The sequence below is a fragment of the Paraburkholderia caledonica genome, from assembly GCF_000383275.1.
Classification (GTDB): domain Bacteria; phylum Pseudomonadota; class Gammaproteobacteria; order Burkholderiales; family Burkholderiaceae; genus Paraburkholderia; species Paraburkholderia caledonica.
This window is the reverse complement of the sequence record NZ_KB911040.1, coordinates 260,945-281,125: the sequence shown is the minus strand read 5'-3', so window position 1 is coordinate 281,125 and position 20,181 is coordinate 260,945. Positions and strand designations below refer to the sequence as shown.

Genomic DNA, 20,181 nt, shown 5'->3' with positions numbered 1-20,181 from the left:
GAGAATCGATCAGGTGTATCCGGGCTGGCACATAGTCGTGTTTTCACGAAACTCGTCGCCGACCGGGGTTAACCCGCGATCTGGCCGCATTGCGCATGCGGCAGCCCTTGGTTTGCACACATCGCGCGACTGGCAAAAGTCGGCGCTCACGGCACGGTCTGCGTGCTCTCAATCACACCCTAACTGACGACGCTCCATCACTCATGAGCTTTCTCGGCATCGACCTCGGCACCGGCTCCCTCAAAGTTGCAATCGTCGATGAAGACGGCCATGAACGGGCCGCCGCGAGCGTCGCTTATGGTCTTGAGACGCCGCACGCCGGCTGGGCGGAGACGTCGGTGCAGACGTGGTGGCGCGCGCTGTGCGAAGCGGCTGCCCGCTTGCCCGACGGCTTGCGTCGCGAGGTCAAGGCGATCGGCTTGTCGGGGCAAATGCACGGCGTCGTGTTGATCGACGAAACCGGCAATGCAGTGCGGCCTGCCATGCTGTGGCCTGACACGCGCGCGCGGACTTTGCTCGACGCGTGGCCCGAGCCGCAGCCTAATCCGGTGGCGCCAGGTATGGCCGGTCCGTTGCTGCGCTGGATCGTGTCGCATGAACCGGAGTCCGCGCGCCGCACCCGCTGGGCACTTCAACCAAAAGACTGGCTGCGCGTCGCGCTGGGCGGGGCGGTCGCAACCGATCCGTCGGACGCCTGCGCGACTGCGCTCGCCGATCCGGATGGCACGTGGGACGCGGCGCTGACCGAACGGCTCGGCATTCCGCACGAGTGGTTCCCGCCGTTGGGGCCGTCATATGCAGCCGCCGGCGTGTTGTCGCAGAACGCGGCGCAGGCCTTGGGTTTGCGCCCGGGGATCGTGCTTGCTACGGGTGCCGCCGACACCCCATGCGCTGCGCTCGGCAGCGGCATTGCACGCGACGGCGACGCGCTTCTGACGACCGGCACCGGTGGCCAGATCGTCGTACTCGCCGAACATGAGCCGCAGGCGGTTAAAGGCTTGCATCGTTATCGCGCGGCGAGCGATCACTGGTATCGGATGGCGGCCATGCAGAACGTAGGCATTGCACTCGAGCGCGCGCGCGGATGGCTATGCTACGAATGGAGTGACGCCTATGCCGAAGCCTTTGGCGAGCACGCGAACCACGGCTCGGAGATCAACGCCAACGCCGCCGCAGCGGCAGCGCCGCTGACCTTCCTCCCGTACCTCACAGGCGAGCGCACACCGTGGCTCAATCCTGCGGCGCGCGGCGGCTGGCTCGGCCTTGCTCTCGATCACACGCGCGGCGCGATGATGCGCGCCGCGTTCGAAGGCGTCGCTTTTTCGCTGCGCGCCGGGCTCGATGCGATCCGCGCGAGCGGCGCGACAGTGACGTCATTGAAGCTTGCAGGAGGCGGTTCCGTCGATGCCCGCTGGCGCCAGTTGCTCGCCGATGCGCTGGATGCGGAACTGCACGCGGTCGATTGTCCGAATGCCGCCCCGCGCGGCGCGGCTATTCTCGGTGGCATTGCAAGCGGTCACTGGCATGTGCACGATATCGCTGCGCTCGCGCCCGGTGCGACACACGTGGCGAGCCCGCGAGGCGATCGCGCGCTCGCTGAACGCTATGCACGTTTTCTCGATCTATATGGTCGCGTCGAAACATGGTTCGACGCACCCCCCGGCGCCTGACGAGCAGAGCGGTAATGTCACCTGCTGACAATGCCGCGGCGCACTTTGCAATACCATGACGCTTTTCATGCGTTAGCCTGTAGCTCGCGCGGCGCAGGCATCGGCCGCAGCATGATCCCCGTATATTCGCGCATCGCCATGTTGCAGGCGGCGACGCGCGTCGCATTCACAGACTCACAGGAGCATTCACGATGAAGACCAAAGCAGCAATCGCATGGAAAGCCGGCGCACCGTTGACGATCGAAGAAGTCGATCTCGAAGGACCGCGCGCAGGCGAAGTCCTGATCGAAGTGAAAGCGACGGGCATCTGCCACACCGACTACTACACGCTCTCGGGCGCCGATCCCGAAGGCATTTTCCCGGCGATTCTGGGCCACGAAGGCGCGGGCGTGATCGTCGATACGGGGCCGGGCGTCGGCACGCTTAAGAAGGGCGATCACGTCATTCCTCTTTACACGCCGGAATGCCGTCAGTGCAAATTCTGTCTGTCGCGCAAGACCAACCTGTGTCAGGCGATCCGCTCGACGCAAGGCAAGGGCCTGATGCCCGACGCCACGTCGCGTTTCTCGCTGGACGGCAAGCCTTTGTTCCACTACATGGGCACGTCCACCTTTTCGAACTACATCGTCGTGCCGGAGATCGCGGTTGCCAAGGTGCGTGAAGACGCGCCGTTCGACAAGATCTGCTATATCGGCTGCGGCGTGACGACGGGCGTCGGCGCGGTCGTGTATTCGGCGAAGGTGGAAGCGGGCGCGAATGTGGTCGTATTCGGGCTCGGCGGCATCGGTCTGAATGTGATTCAAGGCGCGAAGATGGTGGGCGCGGACAAGATCATTGGTGTGGACATCAATCCGGGTCGCGTGGAACTCGCGAAAAAATTCGGCATGACGCACTTCATCAACCCGAACGAAGTCGAGAATGTGGTCGATCACATCGTGCAGCTTACCGACGGCGGCGCCGACTATTCGTTCGAATGCATCGGCAATACGAAGGTGATGCGCCAGGCGCTCGAATGCACGCATAAGGGTTGGGGCCAGTCGTTCATTATCGGCGTGGCGGCGGCGGGCGAGGAGATCAGCACGCGTCCATTCCAGCTCGTCACGGGCCGTGAGTGGAAGGGCTCCGCATTCGGTGGCGCGCGTGGCCGCACCGACGTGCCGAAAATCGTCGACTGGTACATGGAAGGCAAGATCAATATCGACGACCTCATCACGCACCGTCTGCCGCTCGAGCGCATCAACGAGGGCTTCGATCTGATGAAGAAAGGCGAGTCGATCCGCTCGGTCGTGCTGTATTAACTCGGCGCAATCAAAGCGGCTCAATGAAAGCGACTCAATGAAAGCGACCTACAAGGAGCAAGACGATGCTTGAGCTACTGTCGTCGCACGCCTGTCATGGCGGCGAGCAGCGCTTTTACCGGCACGAGTCGCAGACCGTCGGCCTGCCCATGCGCTTCTCGGTGTATCTGCCGCCGCAGGCCCTGCAGCCAGATGCGAAGGTGCCCGCGCTGTTTTATCTCGCGGGGCTCACCTGTACCGAAGAGACGTTCCCGATCAAGGCCGGCGCGCAGCGCTTCGCCGCGCAACATGGCGTTGCGCTCGTCGCGCCGGATACGAGCCCGCGCGGCGCGGGTGTGCCGAACGAGAGCGCCGCGTGGGACTTCGGCGTGGGCGCGGGCTTTTACGTCGATGCAACGCAGGATCCGTGGGCGCGGCACTACCGGATGTACTCGTACGTGCGCGACGAGCTGCGCGAAACGGTGTTGAAGGAACTGCCCGTCGACGGTTCGCGGCTCGGCATCTTCGGGCATTCAATGGGCGGCCACGGCGCGTTAATGATGGCGCTGCGCAATCCGGACATCTATCGCTCGGTGTCGGCCTTCGCGCCAATCGCGGCGCCTACGCGTGCCCCTTGGGGCGAGAAAGCGTTCAGCGGCTATCTGGGCGAGAACCGCGAGACGTGGAAGGAATACGACGCAAGCGAACTCGTGCGGCGCGCATCGCGCCAGTTCGCGGAGGGGATTCTGGTCGATCAGGGACTCGCCGACCAGTTTCTCGCCGAGCAGCTGTACCCGGACGTGTTCGAAGCCGCATGCCGTGAGGCGGGCCAACCGCTGACGTTGCGCCGCCATGCGGGCTACGACCACGGCTATTACTTCATCTCGACCTTCATTCAGGATCACATCGCGCATCACGCGAAGGTCCTGGTCGGCTGAATCTTTTGTACCGATGGCGGCGCCGTTGCGGGCCGCCATCCCATCTAGCGCCCTTGCGTTTAGCGGCGCTTCAGCAGACTTCCGCCATACACCACCGCCGACAGCGCAGTGATCCAGAAGCTGGTCGGCCAATCGGTATAAAACGCGAGCGTCACGCCGAGCCACGCCTGCAGCAACGCGAACGCGGCGGCGAGCACGAGGCCGGCGGAAAGCCGCGTCGTCATGTTTTGCGCGGCGGCGGCCGGGCCGACCATCAGCGTGAAGACCAGCAGCACGCCGACGATCTGCGTGCACGCGGCCACTGCGAGCGCGGCAATCGCGAGAAACAGCACCGACACGAGACGCAACGACACGCCTTTGGCTTCGGCCAGTTCAGGCTGCAGCGAAGCAAACAGCAACGGGCGCATGATCGCCGCGAGCGCGAGCAGGCTGACTACGCCCAAGGCCGCCAGCACGGCGAGCGTCGACTCGTTTACGCCGAGTACGTTGCCGAACAGTAGCGCTGTGACCTGCGTCGCGTAGGCGGTGAAAAAGTGCAGAAACAGCAGGCCGAAGCCGAGCGACAGCGACAGGATCACGCCGATTGCCACATCGCGTCCGGCAAGGCGTTCGCCTAGCGCGCCCATGCCGACGCCGGCCGCGAGCGTGAAGCCGACCATGCCCCAGATCGGCGAAATGCCGATCAGCACGGCGCCGGTCGCGCCAGTGAAGCCGACGTGGGAAAGCGCGTGGCCGGCGAAGGTCTGTCCGCGCATCACGAGAAAATAGCCGACCACGCCCGCGAGCACCGCGACGATTCCCGACGCGGCGAACGCGTTCACCATGAAGTCGTATTCAAACATCGTGCTTATGTCCGTCGCGTGAGTCGTGCTGGTGTGAGTGGCCGTGCGCGGGTCCGTGCGAATGACCATGGGAATGCGAGTGGCCGCCGTTCCCGTCGTGTTCATGTTCGTGATCGTGCTTTTCTACTTCGACGCCGCCCGACATCACGAAAATGCGGCCGTTCACGCGCATCACGTCGATGGGCGAACCGTAGAGGCGCGACAGCACGGGCCGGGTGATGACCTCGTCGACGGTGCCGAGCGCGGCCACGCCGCTGCCGAGATACAGCACGCGATCGAGCGAGTTGAGCAGCGGATTCAGTTCGTGCGCCGAGAACAGCACGGCAATGCCGAGTTCCTGCTGCACGCGCCGCACGAGTTCGACGACGCTCTTCTGATGATGCGGGTCGAGGCTGATGAGCGGTTCGTCGAGCAGCAGCAGTTTCGGCGCGCCGAGCAGACATTGCGCGAGCAGCAGGCGCTGCCGCTCTCCGCCCGAGAGTTCGGACAACGGGCGCTCAGCAAGCTTTCGGCCGTCGACCAGTTCGAGCACGCGCTCGACGTCCGCGCGCGTCCTGGCGTCTGCGTGCGGTAGTCCCCAACGGTGGCCGTCGGCCGCCATTGCCACGAAATCGCGGCCACGCACGCGCCGTCCGGCGAGTGCGCTGCGCGTTTGCGGCATATAACCGATCGACGCGTTGCCGCGTTCCACCGGCTGCCCCAGCACGCGGATCGAGCCGCTTGCCGCAGGTACGAGGCCGAGCACCGCGCGCATCAGCGTGGTCTTGCCGGCGCCGTTCGGCCCGAGTACGCCGATGAATTCGCCCTGATTCACGACGAAGCCGGCATCGCGCAAGATCGTGCGGTCGCCGAGTTCGAGCGTGACGTGATCCACTTCGAGCACGGGCGCGCGGCTCGCTGCGCTTGCTGACAGATTGGCTGGCGTGCTGCGGCCAGTGACATTCATTGCGTTTTTCCTTTGACGCTGGCCGCCGCCGCATTCGCGCCGGCCGCGTCGCCTTGGGCGAGCGCTGCGCCGAGCGCGTCGAGCTGCGAAAGCATCCACGTCTGATAGGTCTTACCCGCGGGCTCGGTCTCGGTGACGCTCATGGTCGGCACCTTCGATTGCTGCGCGAGCTTCAACATGCGTTTGGTCAGAGCCTCGGTTGCCTGGCTGTTATAGATCAGCACGCGCACGCGCTTTTCACGCAGATCGCGTTCGAACGCGGCGATGTCGGACGCGCTCGCTTCGGTTTCGTTCATGGCCGCCAGCTGAAAGCGCATGTTGCGCATGCTCAGCCCGATTGCGTCCGACATATAGCCAAACACCGGCTCCGTTGCCGTGACCGGCGTGCCCGTGTAACGCGCATGCAACTCGGCAACCTTCGCCTCCACCGGCTTTAGCGAATCCAGAAACTTCGCGAGATTCGCATCGTACGCCGACTTGTGCGCCGGGTCAGCCGCGACGAGCGCCTCGTTCACCGCGCGCGCCACCTTGGGCATGGTCGACGGGTCGTACCAGAGATGCGGATTGTCGCCGCTCTTCTTGCCGGTAAGGTCGGCCGCAACGATCGTCGAGCGCTTCGTGCCTTTCGAAGCCGCCAGCAGTTTCACCATCCACGGATCGTAGTCGGCACCGTTGTAGACCACGATGCTCGCGTGTTGCAACGCGCGAGCCGTCTTCGGGCTGGCTTCGAACAGATGCGGGTCCTGGTCCGGATTGCTGAGAATGCTGGTCACGTCGACGCGCTCGCCGCCGAGTTGCTGCACCACGTCGCCATAAAAATTTTCTGCGGCGACCACCGGGATTTTCGCATCCGCGGCAAATGCTGCCTGGCTTAACGCGAAGGCGGCTGTAACCGCCGCGACATACTTCGAGAACAACCTCGTGCCGGTCTTCTTCATTATGTGTCCTGCTGCGTGAGGGTTGAATGAATTGCAAGCGTGAAGCGATGGCTCATGTGGACGCAGTGGCGCGCGACGCGCGTGCGCACCGTGCGCAAAGACCGCTCAATTCGACGACCGCTCGGTGTACCTCGAAGCCGTGTGCCGGGGCGCTATGCGACAGCTGCTCGGCGAGGACGTCGCCCGGAATCTCGACGGTCGCGCCGCAGCGGTCGCACATTAGAAACTGGCTGCAGTGCGGCACGCCGACCTCGCAGCAGGCGACAAACGCATTCTTCGACTCGATGCGATGCACGAAGCCATGCGCGAGCAGAAAATCGAGCGCGCGATAGACCGTGGTGGGCGGCACGCGGCCGCGTTGCGGTTCGAGCGCGGCAAGCAACTCGTAGGCGCCGACAGGCCGTTCGCTCGCGACAATCGCCGCATACACTTGACGCCGCAGCGGCGTCAGGGCCAAGCCATGCAATGCGGCATGCGCTTCGGCATGCGCAAGCCGCACAGCATGATGTTCTGCAGTCGATGTAGCCATCAGCACGAATCTCCTTATCGGTGACGTCAGGCGGATGCAGGGGCGGCTCGTACCGCGAGGTCGCAATGATATAACGTATCTCGTTTTTTTGTCACCGGTCGGACGCAGGAGCGCTGCAACCGTCGGGCGCGCTCGTTCCGCGCTGCACCATCGAAATCTGAGAGAGCGCCTTGACATGACCCGGTGCGTATCCGATCATTCGATCACAAACAGAGCAATTGATCGCGCAATGAGCGTTCGCTCACCGCGCCTCCAAAAAGCGAAACGAATCGGAGACAAAGCGTGTCGGCACGATTGCAAGACAAGGTGGCCATCCTGACAGGCGCAGCAAGCGGCATCGGCGAAGCCGTGGCGCGACGTTATCTGGACGAAGGCGCGCAATGCGTGCTGGTAGACGTGAAGCCGGCTGACAGTTTCGGCGACACGCTGCGCGCCGCATACGGCGAGCGCGTGCTCACGGTCAGCGCAGATGTCACTCGCCGCGAGGACATCGAGCGCATCGTGGCGAGCACGCTGGAGCGCTTCGGCCACGTGGATATCCTGTTCAACAATGCGGCGCTGTTCGATATGCGCCCGATCCTCGACGAATCGTGGGACGTGTTCGACCGTCTCTTCGCGGTCAACGTGAAGGGCATGTTCTTCCTCATGCAAGCCGTTGCACGGCAGATGGTCGAGCAAGGCCGCGGCGGCAAGATCATCAATATGTCGTCGCAAGCGGGGCGGCGCGGAGAAGCACTCGTGTCGCATTACTGCGCGACCAAGGCGGCCGTCCTCAGCTACACGCAATCTGCTGCATTGGCGCTCGCGCCGCACAAGATCAACGTGAACGGCATCGCGCCGGGTGTCGTCGATACGCCGATGTGGAAAGAAGTGGACGCGCTTTTCGCCCGCTATGAGAACCGGCCGCTCGGCGAGAAGAAGCGCCTCGTCGGCGAAGCGGTGCCGCTTGGGCGCATGGGCGTTCCCGACGATCTGACCGGAGCGGCACTATTCCTCGCATCCGCGGATGCAGACTACATCACTGCGCAAACCCTGAACGTCGACGGCGGCAACTGGATGAGTTGAGCGGCTGAAGCCGCGTTATCCAGCGTCATTTTCGTAGAACAAACGCAGCATCACATAACGCACGAGAAAGGAGACAACACATGAAACCAGCCCTCAAATCCGCGCTCAAGGCGGTTAGCGCAGGCGCCGCTGCATGCTTCGCGCTGAGTGCGTCGGCGGCCACGGTGACGATCGCGACGCTGAACAATCCGGACATGATCGAGCTGAAGAAGCTGTCGCCCGAATTCGAAAAGGCGAATCCGGACATCAAGCTGAACTGGGTGATTCTCGAAGAAAACGTGCTGCGTCAGCGCGCCACGACGGACATCACCACCGGCAGCGGCCAGTTCGACGTGATGACGATCGGCGCGTACGAAACGCCGCAGTGGGGCAAGCGCGGCTGGCTCACGCCGCTCACGAACCTGCCCGCTGATTACGATCTGAACGACGTCGTGAAGACGGCCCGCGACGGCCTCTCTGCCGGCGGCCAGTTGTATGCGCTGCCGTTTTACGTCGAAAGCTCGATGACGTATTACCGCAAGGACCTGTTTGCGGCGAAGGGCCTGAAAATGCCTGATCAGCCGACCTACGACCAGATCGCGCAGTTCGCCGACAAGCTCACCGACAAGGCCAACGGCATGTACGGCATCTGCTTGCGCGGCAAGGCGGGCTGGGGCGAAAACATGGCGTATGGCACGACCGTGGTGAACACGTTCGGCGGCCGCTGGTTCGACGAAAAGTGGCATGCGCAACTCACGTCGCCGGAATGGAAGAAGGCGATCACGTTCTATGTCGATCTGTTGAAGAAGAACGGCCCGCCGGGAGCGAGCTCGAACGGCTTCAACGAAAACCTGACGCTGATGTCCTCGGGCAAGTGCGCAATGTGGATCGACGCGACGGTGGCCGCGGGCATGCTGTACAACAAACAGCAGTCGCAGATCGCGGACAAGGTCGGTTTTGCCGCGGCGCCAATCGCGGTCACGCCGAAGGGTTCGCACTGGCTGTGGGCGTGGGCGTTGGCGATTCCGAAGTCATCCAAGCAGGCTGACGCAGCGAAGAAGTTCATCACGTGGGCCACGTCGAAGCAGTACATCGAGCTCGTCGCGAAAGATGAAGGCTGGGCGTCAGTGCCGCCCGGAACGCGCCAATCGACGTACGCACGCCCCGAGTACAAGCAGGCCGCGCCGTTCGGCGACTTCGTGCTCAAGGCGATCGAAACGGCCGATCCGGAGCATCCGACGGCGAAGCCCGTGCCGTACACCGGTGTGCAATTCGTTGGGATACCTGAATTCCAGTCGTTCGGCACCGTGGTCGGTCAAAGCATCTCCGGCGCAATTGCCGGTCAGATGACGGTCGACCAGGCGCTGGCGGCAGGCCAGGCCACCGCGGATCGCGCGGTGAAGCAGGCCGGGTATCAGAAGTAACGAAGAGTAGATCGGAAAGCTCGCCACTGGAGTTACGTGGCGCGTGCCGGTTGACGCCCGTCAGCCGGCTCACGCAGCACAGCGGGCCGTCACGGCCGCGCATACGCCGCAACGCCGCCTCGTCTTCATAGCGAAATGGCGATTCATGCGGTCCGTGCCGCCCGCGCATTACCGAACAGGTGGTCAATCATGCGTCCTCTGCGCCTGCCTCTCATGCATGCCCATCCCCAGACAGAAAAAGAACGCGAAGTCCGCAAAGCCAATTCCGCGCGCTGGCTCGTGTCGCCGTCGGTCGCGGTGCTGTTGCTGTGGATGACGATTCCGCTCGCGATGACGATCTGGTTCTCGTTCTCGCGCTACAACCTGCTGAATCCCGACCTGAAGGGGTTCGCCGGTTTCGACAACTATCAGTTTCTGGCCAGCGATCCGTCGTTCGGCCCGTCGATCGGCCATACGTTGCAACTGATCGTGTCGGTGCTCGTGATCACGGTGGTTGGCGGCGTGCTGATGGCGATCCTGTTCGACCGCAAGTTCTACGGACAGGGCGTCGCGCGGCTGCTGGCCATCGCGCCGTTCTTCGTAATGCCTACGGTCAGCGCGCTGATCTGGAAGAACATGATCCTGCATCCGGTCTACGGCCTCGTCGCGAGCGGCATGCGCGCGATCGGCCTGCAGCCGATCGACTGGTTCGCCGAGTATCCGTTGACTGCGGTCATCATGATCGTCGCGTGGCAATGGTTGCCGTTCGCGTTTCTGATTCTCTTCACGGCGATCCAGTCGCTCGATCAGGAGCAGAAGGAAGCGGCGCGCATCGACGGAGCGGGTCCATTCTCCATGTTCTTCTACATCACGCTGCCACACCTGAAACGTGCGATTGCCGTGGTGGTGATGATGGAGACGATTTTCCTGCTGTCCATCTTCGCTGAAATCTATACGACGACCGGCGGCGGTCCCGGCACTGCGACCACCAACCTGTCGTACCTGATCTATTCGCTCGGCCTGCAACAGTTCGACGTCGGTCTCGCCTCGGCGGGCGGCATTCTCGCTGTCGTGCTGGCCAATATCGTGTCGTTCTTCCTCGTGCGGATGCTCGCGAAGAACCTCAAAGGGGAGTACGAAAAATGAGCCAGGTTGCCTCTACTCCGGCGTCTACCACGGCGCCCATGACTGTGCCGGCGAAGTCGCCGTTCGCCGCGATCCGTCGCGGCATTCCCGGCGTGCTCGCCTGGTTTGTCGCGCTGCTGTTGTTCTTCCCGATCTTCTGGATGACGATCACCGCATTCAAGACGGAACAGCAGGCGTACTCGTCGTCGCTATTTTTTACGCCGACGTTCGACAGTTTTCGCGAGGTATTCGCGCGCAGCAATTACTTTTCGTTCGCGTGGAATTCGATCCTGATCTCGGTCGGCGTGACGGTGCTGTGCCTGATTCTCGCGGTACCGGCCGCATACGCAATGGCGTTTTTCCCGACGCGTCGCACGCAAAAAGTGCTGCTGTGGATGCTCTCGACCAAGATGATGCCGTCGGTCGGTGTTCTCGTGCCGATCTATCTGCTGTGGAAAAACAGCGGCTTGCTCGATACGGTTTCCGGTCTCGTGATCGTCTATACGCTGATCAATCTGCCGATTGCGGTGTGGATGTCTTTCACGTACTTCGCCGAAATTCCACGCGACATTCTGGAAGCGGGCCGTATCGACGGCGCGGCGACCTGGCAGGAAATCGTCTATCTGCTGATGCCGATGGCGCTGCCGGGGCTCGCTTCCACCGCGCTACTGCTCGTGATCCTTTCGTGGAACGAAGCATTCTGGAGCATCAACCTGTCGAGTTCCAACGCAGCGCCGCTTACGGTTTTCATCGCGTCGTACTCCAGTCCTGAAGGCTTGTTCTGGGCCAAGCTGTCCGCGGCTTCGTTGCTTGCGGTGGCGCCGATCCTGATCGTCGGCTGGCTCTCGCAGAAGCAACTCGTGCGCGGCCTCACGTTCGGGGCGGTCAAATGACGGCAGGCACCAGTGCAGGAAATTTCGCGCTGATCTGCGATTGCGACGGTGTATTGATCGACAGCGAGGCGGTGGCTGCGCGCATGCTCGTGCATGAGCTCGAAGCGCGCTGGCCGGGCGCGGATATCGAACCGGTCGTGCTGCCGTTACTTGGGTTGCGCATCGAAAAAGTGCTGGAAGGCACGGCGATGCAACTCGGCAAAAGCCTCGGTCTGGACGACATCGATGCGATTCGCCGGTCCGTGGAAGCGGCGGCGATGCAGGCGCCGGCAGTGCAGGGCATCGAGCAGGCGCTGGCGCAGGTCCCGCTCATCAAAGGCTGCGCGAGCAATAGTTTTCGGCCTTATGTGCAGACTGTTCTTGCGCGTACGGGACTCGTGAGGTTTTTCGGCGATCGTCTGTTTTGCGCCGACAGCGTGCCCAATCCGAAGCCCGCACCCGACGTCTATCTGGCCGCGGCGGAAGGTTTGCGGCTCGCGCCGTCTGCATGCCTCGTGGTCGAAGACAGCGTGACCGGTGTCACGGCGGCGAGCGCGGCGGGAATGACGGTGCTGGGATTCATCGGCGGCGGTCATGCGAGCGACGCGCAGATCGACAAACTGCACGCGGCCGGTGCCCGGCATGTATTCGACGACATGCATCAATTGCCGGAACTGGTCGCGCAGTGGACGTTGAGCGCGACGGCCGCGGCGCCGTAAGCGCGGGCGGCTCGGCGCACGATGCACGACGAACGTGCGACCAGCAAAGCTGGCAACGCGCAAACGCAACGCAAACGCAACGCAAACGCAAACGAAAACGCAAACGTAACGTGGCAACACACAAGCAACACACAGCATTACACGGAGACACATCATGGCAAGCGTAACTCTGCGCAATATCCGGAAGGCCTACGACGACACCGAAGTGATGCGCGACATCAACCTCGACATCGCGGACGGCGAATTCGTCGTGTTCGTAGGTCCGAGCGGTTGCGGTAAATCGACGCTGATGCGGATGATCGCCGGCCTCGAAGATATCAGCGGCGGCGACCTCACCATCAACGGCACGCGCATGAACGACGTGCCGCCCGCGAAGCGCGGCATTGCAATGGTGTTCCAGTCGTACGCGCTGTATCCGCACATGACGCTGTACGACAACATGGCGTTCGGCCTGAAGCTCGCCGGCACGAAGAAGCCGGAGATCGACGCGGCCGTGCGCAACGCCGCGAAGATTCTGCATATCGATCATCTACTGGACCGTAAGCCCAAGCAGCTATCGGGCGGTCAGCGCCAGCGCGTCGCAATCGGCCGCGCGATCACCCGCAAGCCGAAAGTGTTTCTGTTCGACGAACCGCTGTCGAATCTCGACGCCGCGTTGCGCGTGAAAATGCGACTGGAATTTGCGCGCCTGCATGACGAACTGAAGACCACGATGATCTACGTGACGCACGATCAGGTCGAAGCGATGACGCTCGCCGACAAGATCGTCGTGCTGTCTGCGGGCAATCTCGAACAGGTCGGCAGTCCGACCATGTTGTATCACGCGCCGGCCAATCGTTTCGTCGCGGGTTTCATCGGCTCGCCAAAAATGAATTTCATGGAAGGCGTCGTGCAATCGGTCACGCACGACGGCGTGACGGTGCGCTATGAAACCGGCGAGACGCAACGCGTCGCGGTGGAGCCTGGCGCGGTCAAGCAGGGCGACAAAGTGACCGTGGGCATCCGCCCCGAGCACTTGCATGTCGGTATGACGGACGACGGTGTATCGGCTCGCACGATGGCCGTCGAATCGCTCGGCGACGCAGCGTATCTGTACGCGGAGTCGAGCGTCGCGCCGGACGGTCTGATTGCACGCATTCCGCCGCTTGAACGTCATGCGAAGGGCGAGACGCAAAAGCTCGGCGCGACGCCCGAGCATTGCCATCTGTTCGATAGCGAAGGCAAGGCGTTCCAGCGCAAGATCGTCGAAGTATTGGCGGCTTGACGTGGCGGGAAGGCGCGAGTGCGGCCTTCCTGCTGTTTGTTTCAACGACGCAGTGGCCTGCGTGTGTGGGGCCGCGCTCAAGCGAACGCCCCGCTCAAATACGCCGGGCGCTCTTTTAAGCTTCGAGAGCCGCCCGCGCGCACAGTTCGTCGGTAACGAGCCCCGACAGCCAGCCGCCCTTGAGCACTGCGATCAGTGCTTCACGCTTGCGCTTGCCGCCCGCGAAACCAATGGTCGGTCGTAGCGGCGGCGAATCGATTTCAATGCTGGTCACGCGCCGGCCGGTCGGCGATTCGACGCGGGCACCGGCCGCGTCGATCGGCAGTCCGAGCATTTCGGCCACCGCGCCGTTCTGCATCAGTTCCTTCACTTCCGCCGACGTAATGAAGCCGTCCTCGTGCAGCGGGCATTTCGGCCCAATATTGCCGATGCCGACGAACGCGACGTCCGCTTGCGCCGATAGCGATTCTACGATCCGATAGAGCCGGTGATTGCACCACTGCGCGCGTTCGGCCTCGGTATCGGCAATCAACGGCGCGGGCAGCAGAAAATGCTTGCCTCCGGTCTTCTCCGAAATGTGCAGCGCGACGTCATAGCGGTTCGAGGAGCCGTCCTGAGCGATGGCCCCGACCATCGACACCAGCCGATGCTGCGGACGGTCTAGCTGCGCGATCTGATCGACCGCGGCTTTGAGTGTCCGGCCGCTGCTCACCGCAACCACCATCGGCTTTTCTTCGGCGAGGTAACGTTCCATGACCTGCGCGCCCGCGACCGCGAGTTTGCGATCGACTTCATCGGGCGTGTCGCTGTCGATCGGCACCACCTCGCACATGGCGAGACCGTAGCGTTTCGACAGCTGATCGGCGAGCGACAAACAATCCGCCAACTGGTGATCGACACGTACGCGGATCAGATTTTTTTCCACCGCGAACGCGACGAGCCGTTGCGCGACCGGGCGCGACACCTGCAGCTTCTCGGCGATCTCGTTCTGGGTATTGCCCGCGACGTAGTAGAGCCACGCGGCTCGAGTAGCAAGATCTAGTTTTTCTGTGGACTTGGGCACGGTGACGATTCGCTTGAAGGGCGCCGATAGTGGCAGCCGGCGCTCGCCTTCAGGCGCCGCCGGTTGCGGTTTGCGCTGTTGCTATGCGTTCAGGCGAGCCGCTCGCGCGCGGGGTCGAATAGCGGCCGCACATGACGGTACAGCGCACGATATGCGTCGAGTCGCGTCCGCAATTCAGCGTGGCGGCGCGGGTTCGGTGTGAACTCCTTTTCGATCGGCGGTTTGCTGAGCACGGTCGCCGGATCGCCGCCCGCCGCGAGCCAGCCGAGACGCGCCGCGCCGAGCGCCGCACCCGTCTCGCCGCCGCCATGCTTGCGCGTGGCGGTGTCGAGCGCGTCGGCAAGCAACTGTGCCCAGTAGTCGCTGCGTGCGCCGCCGCCGAGCAGCGACAGCGCCTTTGCTTCGGTGCCGGCTGCGCGTAACGCGTCGAGACCGTCGGTGAGTGCGAGTGTCACGCCTTCGAGCACCGCGTAGCCGAGCAGCGCACGATCCGTTGCGTGGTTCATGCCGAAGAACACGCCTTGCGCATACGGGTCGTTGTGCGGCGTGCGCTCGCCGGACAGGTACGGCAAGAAAAGCGGTGCGGTGGTGAGCGCTTCTGCGGGCAGTGCTTCTATTTCAGCGAGCAGCGTGGGTTCGTCGGTCGAGGTGAGCTTGCACACCCAACGCAAACAGCTTGCCGCCGACAAGACCACGCTCATCTGATGCCAGCGGTCTGGAATCGCGTGGCAGAACGCGTGCACAGCGGAAGCAGGATTCGGCCGGAAGCTGTCGCCGACCACGCACAATACGCCGGACGTGCCGAGCGACACGAAGCCGTCACCCGGCTGCGTCGCGCCGATGCCGATTGCGCTGGTTGCGTTGTCGCCGCCGCCCGCCGCGACGATCACGCCGTCGGCCAGACCGTATTCGCGCGCGAGTTCCGGCAACAACGTGCCGGACGGCGCACTGCCTTCGGCGAGGCTCGGCATCTGCGCACGCGTCATGTTGCAGGCCGCAAGCAGCGAATCGGACCAGTCGCGTTTTGCGACGTCGAGCCACAGCGTGCCGGCTGCATCCGACGGGTCGGAGACCTTGCCGCCTGTCAGCTGCAGACGCAGGTAGTCTTTCGGCAGAAGCACACAGGCAGTGCGTGCAAAGATGTCGGGTTCGTGACGCGCGACCCACAACAGTTTCGGCGCGGTGAAACCCGGCATGGCGAGATTGCCTGCGACGCTATGCAGGTCGGGCGCGCGTTCCGTGAGTTCGGCGCACTCCTTGTCGCTGCGCATGTCGTTCCAGAGAATCGCGGGCCGCAGCACGCGGTCTTCGGCATCCAGCAGCACGGCGCCGTGCATCTGCCCGGAAAGGCCAATGCCGCGAATCTGGGCGAACTCGTCCGGATGTTTCGCGCGCAATGCGGCGAGCGCACTCTGCGTGCCGGCCCACCAGTCTTCGGGATTCTGCTCCGCCCAGCGTTGATGCGGACGCGAAACCGTGAACGGAGAGCCTGCGGTGCCGATCACGCGTCCGTTGGAGGCGAGCAGCAGGACTTTCACTTCGGACGTGCCGAGGTCGATGCCGAGATACATGGGCGGAAAACCTTCGTCGTTAGAGATGCGCTACTTTAGCCGCACACGGCGCGCGGTGCCATGCGCATTAAGCCTGGCACCGCGCGTGAATTCGAACGTGGATGTACGGTGTTTATTACGCGTGCGCGCGTTTGGCGAGCCAGACGTCGACACGCGCCAATGCACCGGCCAAAGCAGATTCCAGCTCCGGCGTTTGCGCCATGCTGCCCCACAGCAGGCGATCTGCCGCGAATGCCTGCAAAGGATCGGGCGCGGCGAAGAAGCGGCGCGCGACGCGCTCGTCCATCACACCGTCCTGATACGTGTAAGGCAGCGTGCCCGCCTGCCAGCGCTCCAGGAAGCGGAAGAAGAGTGCCGGCAGCATCGCGGTGGCTGCGGGCGTTACGCCGCGCTCGAAACATTCGGCGAGCGTCGGCGCGATGAAGCCAGGCAGTTTGGAAAAGCCGTCGGCGGCGACGCGCTGGTTGGTGTCCTGGATATAAGGATTGCCGAAGCGTTCGAGCACGACATCGCGATAACGCTCCAGGTCGAGCGGACTCGGTGAGAGGCAGGGAATCACGTCTTCGGTCACGTAGTCGAACGCGAACTTGCGAATGTCTGCGTCTTGCGTGCCTTCGTGGATGTAGTTCAGGCCGACCAGCGTCCCGGCCCACGCGATGCAGCTATGCGTCGCGTTGAGTATGCGGATCTTCGCTTCTTCGTACGGCAGTACCGAATCGACCAGTTCCGCACCGACTTTCTCCCATGCCGGGCGGCCCGCTATGAAGCGCTCTTCGATCACCCATTGAATGAACGCTTCGCCCATTACCGGGCACGCGTCGTCCACGCCCGTCGCGGCCTTCACACGTTCTCTCACGTCAGGTGTCGGGCGCGGCGTGATGCGGTCGACCATCGAGCTTGGACACGCGGTATTGTCGTCGAACCATTGCGCCAGTTCGCCCGCGCCGCGTAGTTCGAGAAACGCGCTCATGCCCGCATGAAAACGCTCGCCGTTGCGCCGCAGGTTGTCGCAGGTTTGCAGCGTGACCGGACCCGCGCCGTTTTTCATGCGCGCTTCGAGAATCGCCGCGAGCGCGCCGTAGATGGTGGTATGTCCGCCTTTCAGGTCGGTCGAGAGATCGGGGTTGGCCGTGTCGAGCTGGTCATGTTCGTCGAGGTAGTAGCCGCCTTCGGTCACCGTGAACGAGATGATCTTGCAGGCCGGGTCGGCACCGGCTTCGATCAGCGCGTCGAGGCTTTCGGTCCACGGCACGACGCGCTCGATCGAGCGGATCGTCTCGTACGCGCGTTCGCCCTGAGGCGTGACGGTTTCGAGCGTATAGACGCCATCTTGTGCTGCAAGCGCTTCGAGCACCGCGTTCATGTCGCTGCGGATATTGCCCACGGTGAGCGACCAGTGCGGTTCGCCCGGCAGATTCGCTTCGTTCAACCTGTGGAGATACCACGCCTGATGCGCGCGATGAAACGATCCCGCGCCGATATGCAGGATTACGTGTGCGGCCGCGCCGCTATCTTGCCCGCTGCTCATGTGCGTCTCCATGTATCTGGCTCGCGCGGCTTGTCGCGCGCGTCTTTTCTTCAGTTAGAGCATTTGCTCTGTATGTGAGCGAATGATCGTACCCGGCGAAATGAAAGTCAAGGCGGCTGCACAGGGTTTTCGTGGCGCAGCGCGGCGGCGCGTGGTCGCCTGACACGTTGAATGACCGGGAGACACGCTTCGTCGCTCGTTTTTGCATTGCATCATTCTTGACGTCGAGCCCGCCAGGACTTACCCGAATGCAAAAAAGTATCGGTCCGCAGTCTCATTTTTAGTGGTGGCTTACGCGTTTGGAGGCTACTTTTCGCTGTACACGAAGAAGACGAGCGGCATCCTTGTGAGCCGCATCATGGAGGCAGACAGTGCAACCCGATCTGGAGATCGTGGCCGTACGCCGCGACGAGTCGTTCAAAGTGTGGTCGCACGGCTATCCGTATCGCACGGTACGCTGGCACTTTCACCCGGAGTACGAGATTCATCTGATCGTAGCGACCACGGGAAAGATGTTCGTCGGCGATCACATCAGCAGCTTCGCGCCCGGCAACCTCGTGTTGATGGGCCCGAACCTGCCGCACAACTGGGTGAGCGACGTGCCCGAAGGCGAGAGCATCGCGCAGCGCAATCTCGTCGTGCAGTTCGGCCAGGAGTTCGTGTCGAGCTGCCTCGAAAGTTTCCCCGAGTGGCGTCAGGTCGAGGCGCTGCTCGCCGACTCGCGCCGCGGCGTGTCGTTCGGCGCCCGCACGAGCGCCGCGATCCAGCCGCTCTTCCTCGAATTGCTGGCGGCGCGCGGACTGCGCCGTCTCGTGCTGTTCATGTCGATGCTCGAAATCCTGATGGGCGCAGAAGATCGCGAGACGCTTGCGAGTCCTGCGTATCAGGCCGACTCAACGGGCTTTGCATCGACGCGCATCAATCATGTGCTCTCCTATATCGGCAAGAACCTCGCGAACGAGTTGCGGGAATCGGATCTCGCACAACTGGCCGGTCAGAGCGTGAGCGCCTTTTCGCGTTATTTCCGCCGGCATACGGGCTTGCCGTTCGTGCAGTACGTGAACCGCATGCGCATCAATCTCGCATGCCAGTTGCTCACCGATAGCGAACTGAGCGTCACCGACATCTGCTTCAAAGCGGGCTTTAACAACCTGTCGAATTTCAACCGGCAGTTTCTCGCGGTGAAAGGCATGGCGCCTTCCAGGTTCCGCCGCTATCAGCAACTGAACGACGCGAGCCGCGATGCATCGGAAGAAGCCGCCGCGCGTGGCGCGGGCATCGACGATGCGCCCGCCATCGTGCTCGCGCCGGGTCTGCCGCGTCCTGCCGCCTCTGCGTATCCGCCAACGTAACGCCTACGTTGTTCATACGCCTCGCTTGCCAGCAAGGCGTTCTGCTTCACCTGTGTTTCAACACGTATCGCGCTGCCCGACGGCAGCGTGACGGACGTGCTCACTTCAAGAACGGAGACAACCATGACGCAAACCACCTTCAAACACGCATCGTTGAATACTTTCGCGCGGCGCGGCGCGTTGTTCGCGAGCCTCGCATTCAGCCTGTCCATGATCGCGGTGCCTGCCGCGCAGGCAGCGCCGCTCAAGATCGGCATGACGTTTCAGGAACTGAATAACCCGTACTTCGTGACGATGCAGAAGGCGCTCAACGACGCGGCCGCGTCGACCGGCGCGACGGTGATCGTGACCGACGCGCATCACGACGTGAGCAAACAGGTGAGCGACGTCGAAGACATGCTGCAGAAGAAGATCGACATTCTGCTCGTGAATCCGACCGATTCGACCGGCATTCAATCGGCGGTGACGTCGGCGAAGAAAGCGGGCGTCGTGGTCGTCGCGGTGGACGCGAACGCGAATGGTCCGGTCGACTCGTTCGTCGGCTCCAAGAACTTCGACGCTGGACAGATGGCCTGCGAGTATCTATCGAAGTCGATCGGCGGCAGCGGCGAAGTGGCGATTCTCGACGGCATTCCGGTCGTGCCGATTCTCGAGCGCGTGCGCGGCTGCAAGGCCGCGCTTGCGAAGTCGCCCGGCGTAAAGCTCGTGGACACGCAGAACGGCAAGCAGGAACGCGCGACGGCGCTCTCGGTGACCGAAAACATGATCCAGGCGCATCCGAATCTGAAGGGCGTGTTCAGCGTGAACGACGGCGGATCGATGGGCGCGTTATCGGCGATCGAGTCGTCGGGCAAAGACATCAAGCTGACGAGCGTCGACGGTGCGCCCGAAGCGATTGCCGCGATTCAGAAGCCGAATTCGAAATTCGTCGAGACGTCTGCGCAATTTCCTGCTGACCAGGTGCGTATCGCACTGGGCATTGCGTACGCGAAGAAGTGGGGCGCCAATGTACCGAAAGCGATTCCCGTCGACGTGAAGATGATCGACAAGAGCAATGCCAAGGGTTTTAGCTGGTAAGCCGAATGCCCGCTGCCGCGCTT

General features: G+C 62.9%; 18 protein-coding genes. 11 read left to right on the top strand and 7 right to left on the bottom strand.

Annotation, left to right across the window (positions count from 1 at the left end; translation table 11 throughout):
• Positions 1-203 precede the first annotated feature (203 nt).
• The 3 genes from H281_RS0121445 (at position 204) to fghA (ending at position 3,885) form a co-directional block, all read left to right on the top strand.
• Complete coding sequence (locus tag H281_RS0121445; RefSeq protein ID WP_020069208.1) at positions 204-1,670, top strand: xylulokinase; 1,467 nt, start codon at positions 204-206, stop codon at positions 1,668-1,670.
• 191 nt (positions 1,671-1,861) lie between these two features.
• Entirely contained in the window at positions 1,862-2,968 is a 1,107-nt protein-coding gene (locus tag H281_RS0121435) for an S-(hydroxymethyl)glutathione dehydrogenase/class III alcohol dehydrogenase (RefSeq protein WP_020069206.1), read from the top strand.
• A 65-nt stretch (positions 2,969-3,033) separates the two neighbouring features.
• Complete coding sequence (gene fghA / locus H281_RS0121430; protein ID WP_020069205.1) at positions 3,034-3,885, top strand: S-formylglutathione hydrolase; 852 nt, start codon at positions 3,034-3,036, stop codon at positions 3,883-3,885.
• A 59-nt stretch (positions 3,886-3,944) separates the two neighbouring features.
• Here the strand turns inward: fghA and H281_RS0121425 are convergent, their stop codons facing one another.
• From H281_RS0121425 to H281_RS0121410, 4 genes are read right to left on the bottom strand one after another with little or no spacing between them, the layout of a single operon-like run.
• Complete coding sequence (locus H281_RS0121425; RefSeq protein WP_020069204.1) at positions 3,945-4,727, bottom strand: metal ABC transporter permease; 783 nt, start codon at positions 4,725-4,727, stop codon at positions 3,945-3,947.
• A complete protein-coding gene (locus H281_RS0121420) occupies positions 4,720-5,673 on the bottom strand; it encodes an ABC transporter ATP-binding protein (protein WP_020069203.1) in 954 nt (317 codons plus the stop codon). Before H281_RS0121420 ends, H281_RS0121425 begins: the two co-directional genes overlap by 8 nt.
• Complete coding sequence (locus tag H281_RS0121415) at positions 5,670-6,611, bottom strand: metal ABC transporter solute-binding protein (protein ID WP_020069202.1); 942 nt, start codon at positions 6,609-6,611, stop codon at positions 5,670-5,672. The genes H281_RS0121420 and H281_RS0121415 overlap by 4 nt, the downstream gene beginning before the upstream one ends.
• Before the next feature lie 52 nt (positions 6,612-6,663).
• Positions 6,664-7,140, bottom strand: coding sequence for a Fur family transcriptional regulator (locus tag H281_RS0121410; protein ID WP_020069201.1), 477 nt, complete (start codon positions 7,138-7,140; stop codon positions 6,664-6,666).
• A gap of 282 nt (positions 7,141-7,422) precedes the next feature.
• Here H281_RS0121410 and H281_RS0121405 point away from each other — a divergent pair, with 282 nt between their 5' ends.
• The 6 genes from H281_RS0121405 to H281_RS0121380 all read left to right on the top strand — a co-directional run bounded on the left by H281_RS0121405 (position 7,423) and on the right by H281_RS0121380 (position 13,567).
• Positions 7,423-8,205 carry an L-iditol 2-dehydrogenase gene (locus H281_RS0121405; RefSeq protein WP_020069200.1) on the top strand — a complete coding sequence of 261 codons (783 nt, stop codon included), beginning with the start codon at positions 7,423-7,425 and terminating at the stop codon, positions 8,203-8,205.
• A gap of 80 nt (positions 8,206-8,285) precedes the next feature.
• Positions 8,286-9,608, top strand: coding sequence for an ABC transporter substrate-binding protein (locus tag H281_RS0121400; RefSeq protein WP_020069199.1), 1,323 nt, complete (start codon positions 8,286-8,288; stop codon positions 9,606-9,608).
• 189 nt (positions 9,609-9,797) lie between these two features.
• Positions 9,798-10,733: a carbohydrate ABC transporter permease gene (locus tag H281_RS0121395; RefSeq protein ID WP_020069198.1), complete on the top strand. Its 936-nt coding sequence runs from the start codon at positions 9,798-9,800 to the stop codon at positions 10,731-10,733.
• 38 nt (positions 10,734-10,771) lie between these two features.
• Complete coding sequence (locus H281_RS0121390; protein ID WP_020069197.1) at positions 10,772-11,605, top strand: carbohydrate ABC transporter permease; 834 nt, start codon at positions 10,772-10,774, stop codon at positions 11,603-11,605.
• Positions 11,602-12,303 (top strand): HAD family hydrolase, encoded by a 702-nt coding sequence (locus H281_RS0121385; RefSeq protein ID WP_020069196.1) that lies wholly within the window; start codon positions 11,602-11,604, stop codon positions 12,301-12,303. Before H281_RS0121390 ends, H281_RS0121385 begins: the two co-directional genes overlap by 4 nt.
• Positions 12,304-12,457: 154 nt before the next feature.
• The gene (locus H281_RS0121380) at positions 12,458-13,567 is read left to right on the top strand and encodes an ABC transporter ATP-binding protein (protein ID WP_020069195.1); all 1,110 of its coding nucleotides are present in this window, start codon (positions 12,458-12,460) and stop codon (positions 13,565-13,567) included.
• A gap of 115 nt (positions 13,568-13,682) precedes the next feature.
• On the opposite strand, the gene H281_RS0121375 is transcribed toward H281_RS0121380, so the two are convergent.
• From H281_RS0121375 to dalD, 3 genes are all read right to left on the bottom strand, one after another.
• The gene (locus H281_RS0121375) at positions 13,683-14,630 is read right to left on the bottom strand and encodes a sugar-binding transcriptional regulator (RefSeq protein ID WP_020069194.1); all 948 of its coding nucleotides are present in this window, start codon (positions 14,628-14,630) and stop codon (positions 13,683-13,685) included.
• Between the two features lie 89 nt (positions 14,631-14,719).
• The gene (gene xylB / locus H281_RS0121370; RefSeq protein WP_020069193.1) at positions 14,720-16,201 is read right to left on the bottom strand and encodes a xylulokinase; all 1,482 of its coding nucleotides are present in this window, start codon (positions 16,199-16,201) and stop codon (positions 14,720-14,722) included.
• 115 nt (positions 16,202-16,316) lie between these two features.
• A complete protein-coding gene (gene dalD / locus H281_RS0121365) occupies positions 16,317-17,729 on the bottom strand; it encodes a D-arabinitol 4-dehydrogenase (protein WP_020069192.1) in 1,413 nt (470 codons plus the stop codon).
• A gap of 371 nt (positions 17,730-18,100) precedes the next feature.
• Between dalD and H281_RS0121360 the strand changes: the two genes are divergently transcribed.
• Complete coding sequence (locus tag H281_RS0121360) at positions 18,101-19,081, top strand: AraC family transcriptional regulator (protein WP_020069191.1); 981 nt, start codon at positions 18,101-18,103, stop codon at positions 19,079-19,081.
• A 123-nt stretch (positions 19,082-19,204) separates the two neighbouring features.
• Complete coding sequence (locus H281_RS0121355) at positions 19,205-20,158, top strand: ABC transporter substrate-binding protein (RefSeq protein WP_020069190.1); 954 nt, start codon at positions 19,205-19,207, stop codon at positions 20,156-20,158.
• Positions 20,159-20,181: the final 23 nt, after the last annotated feature.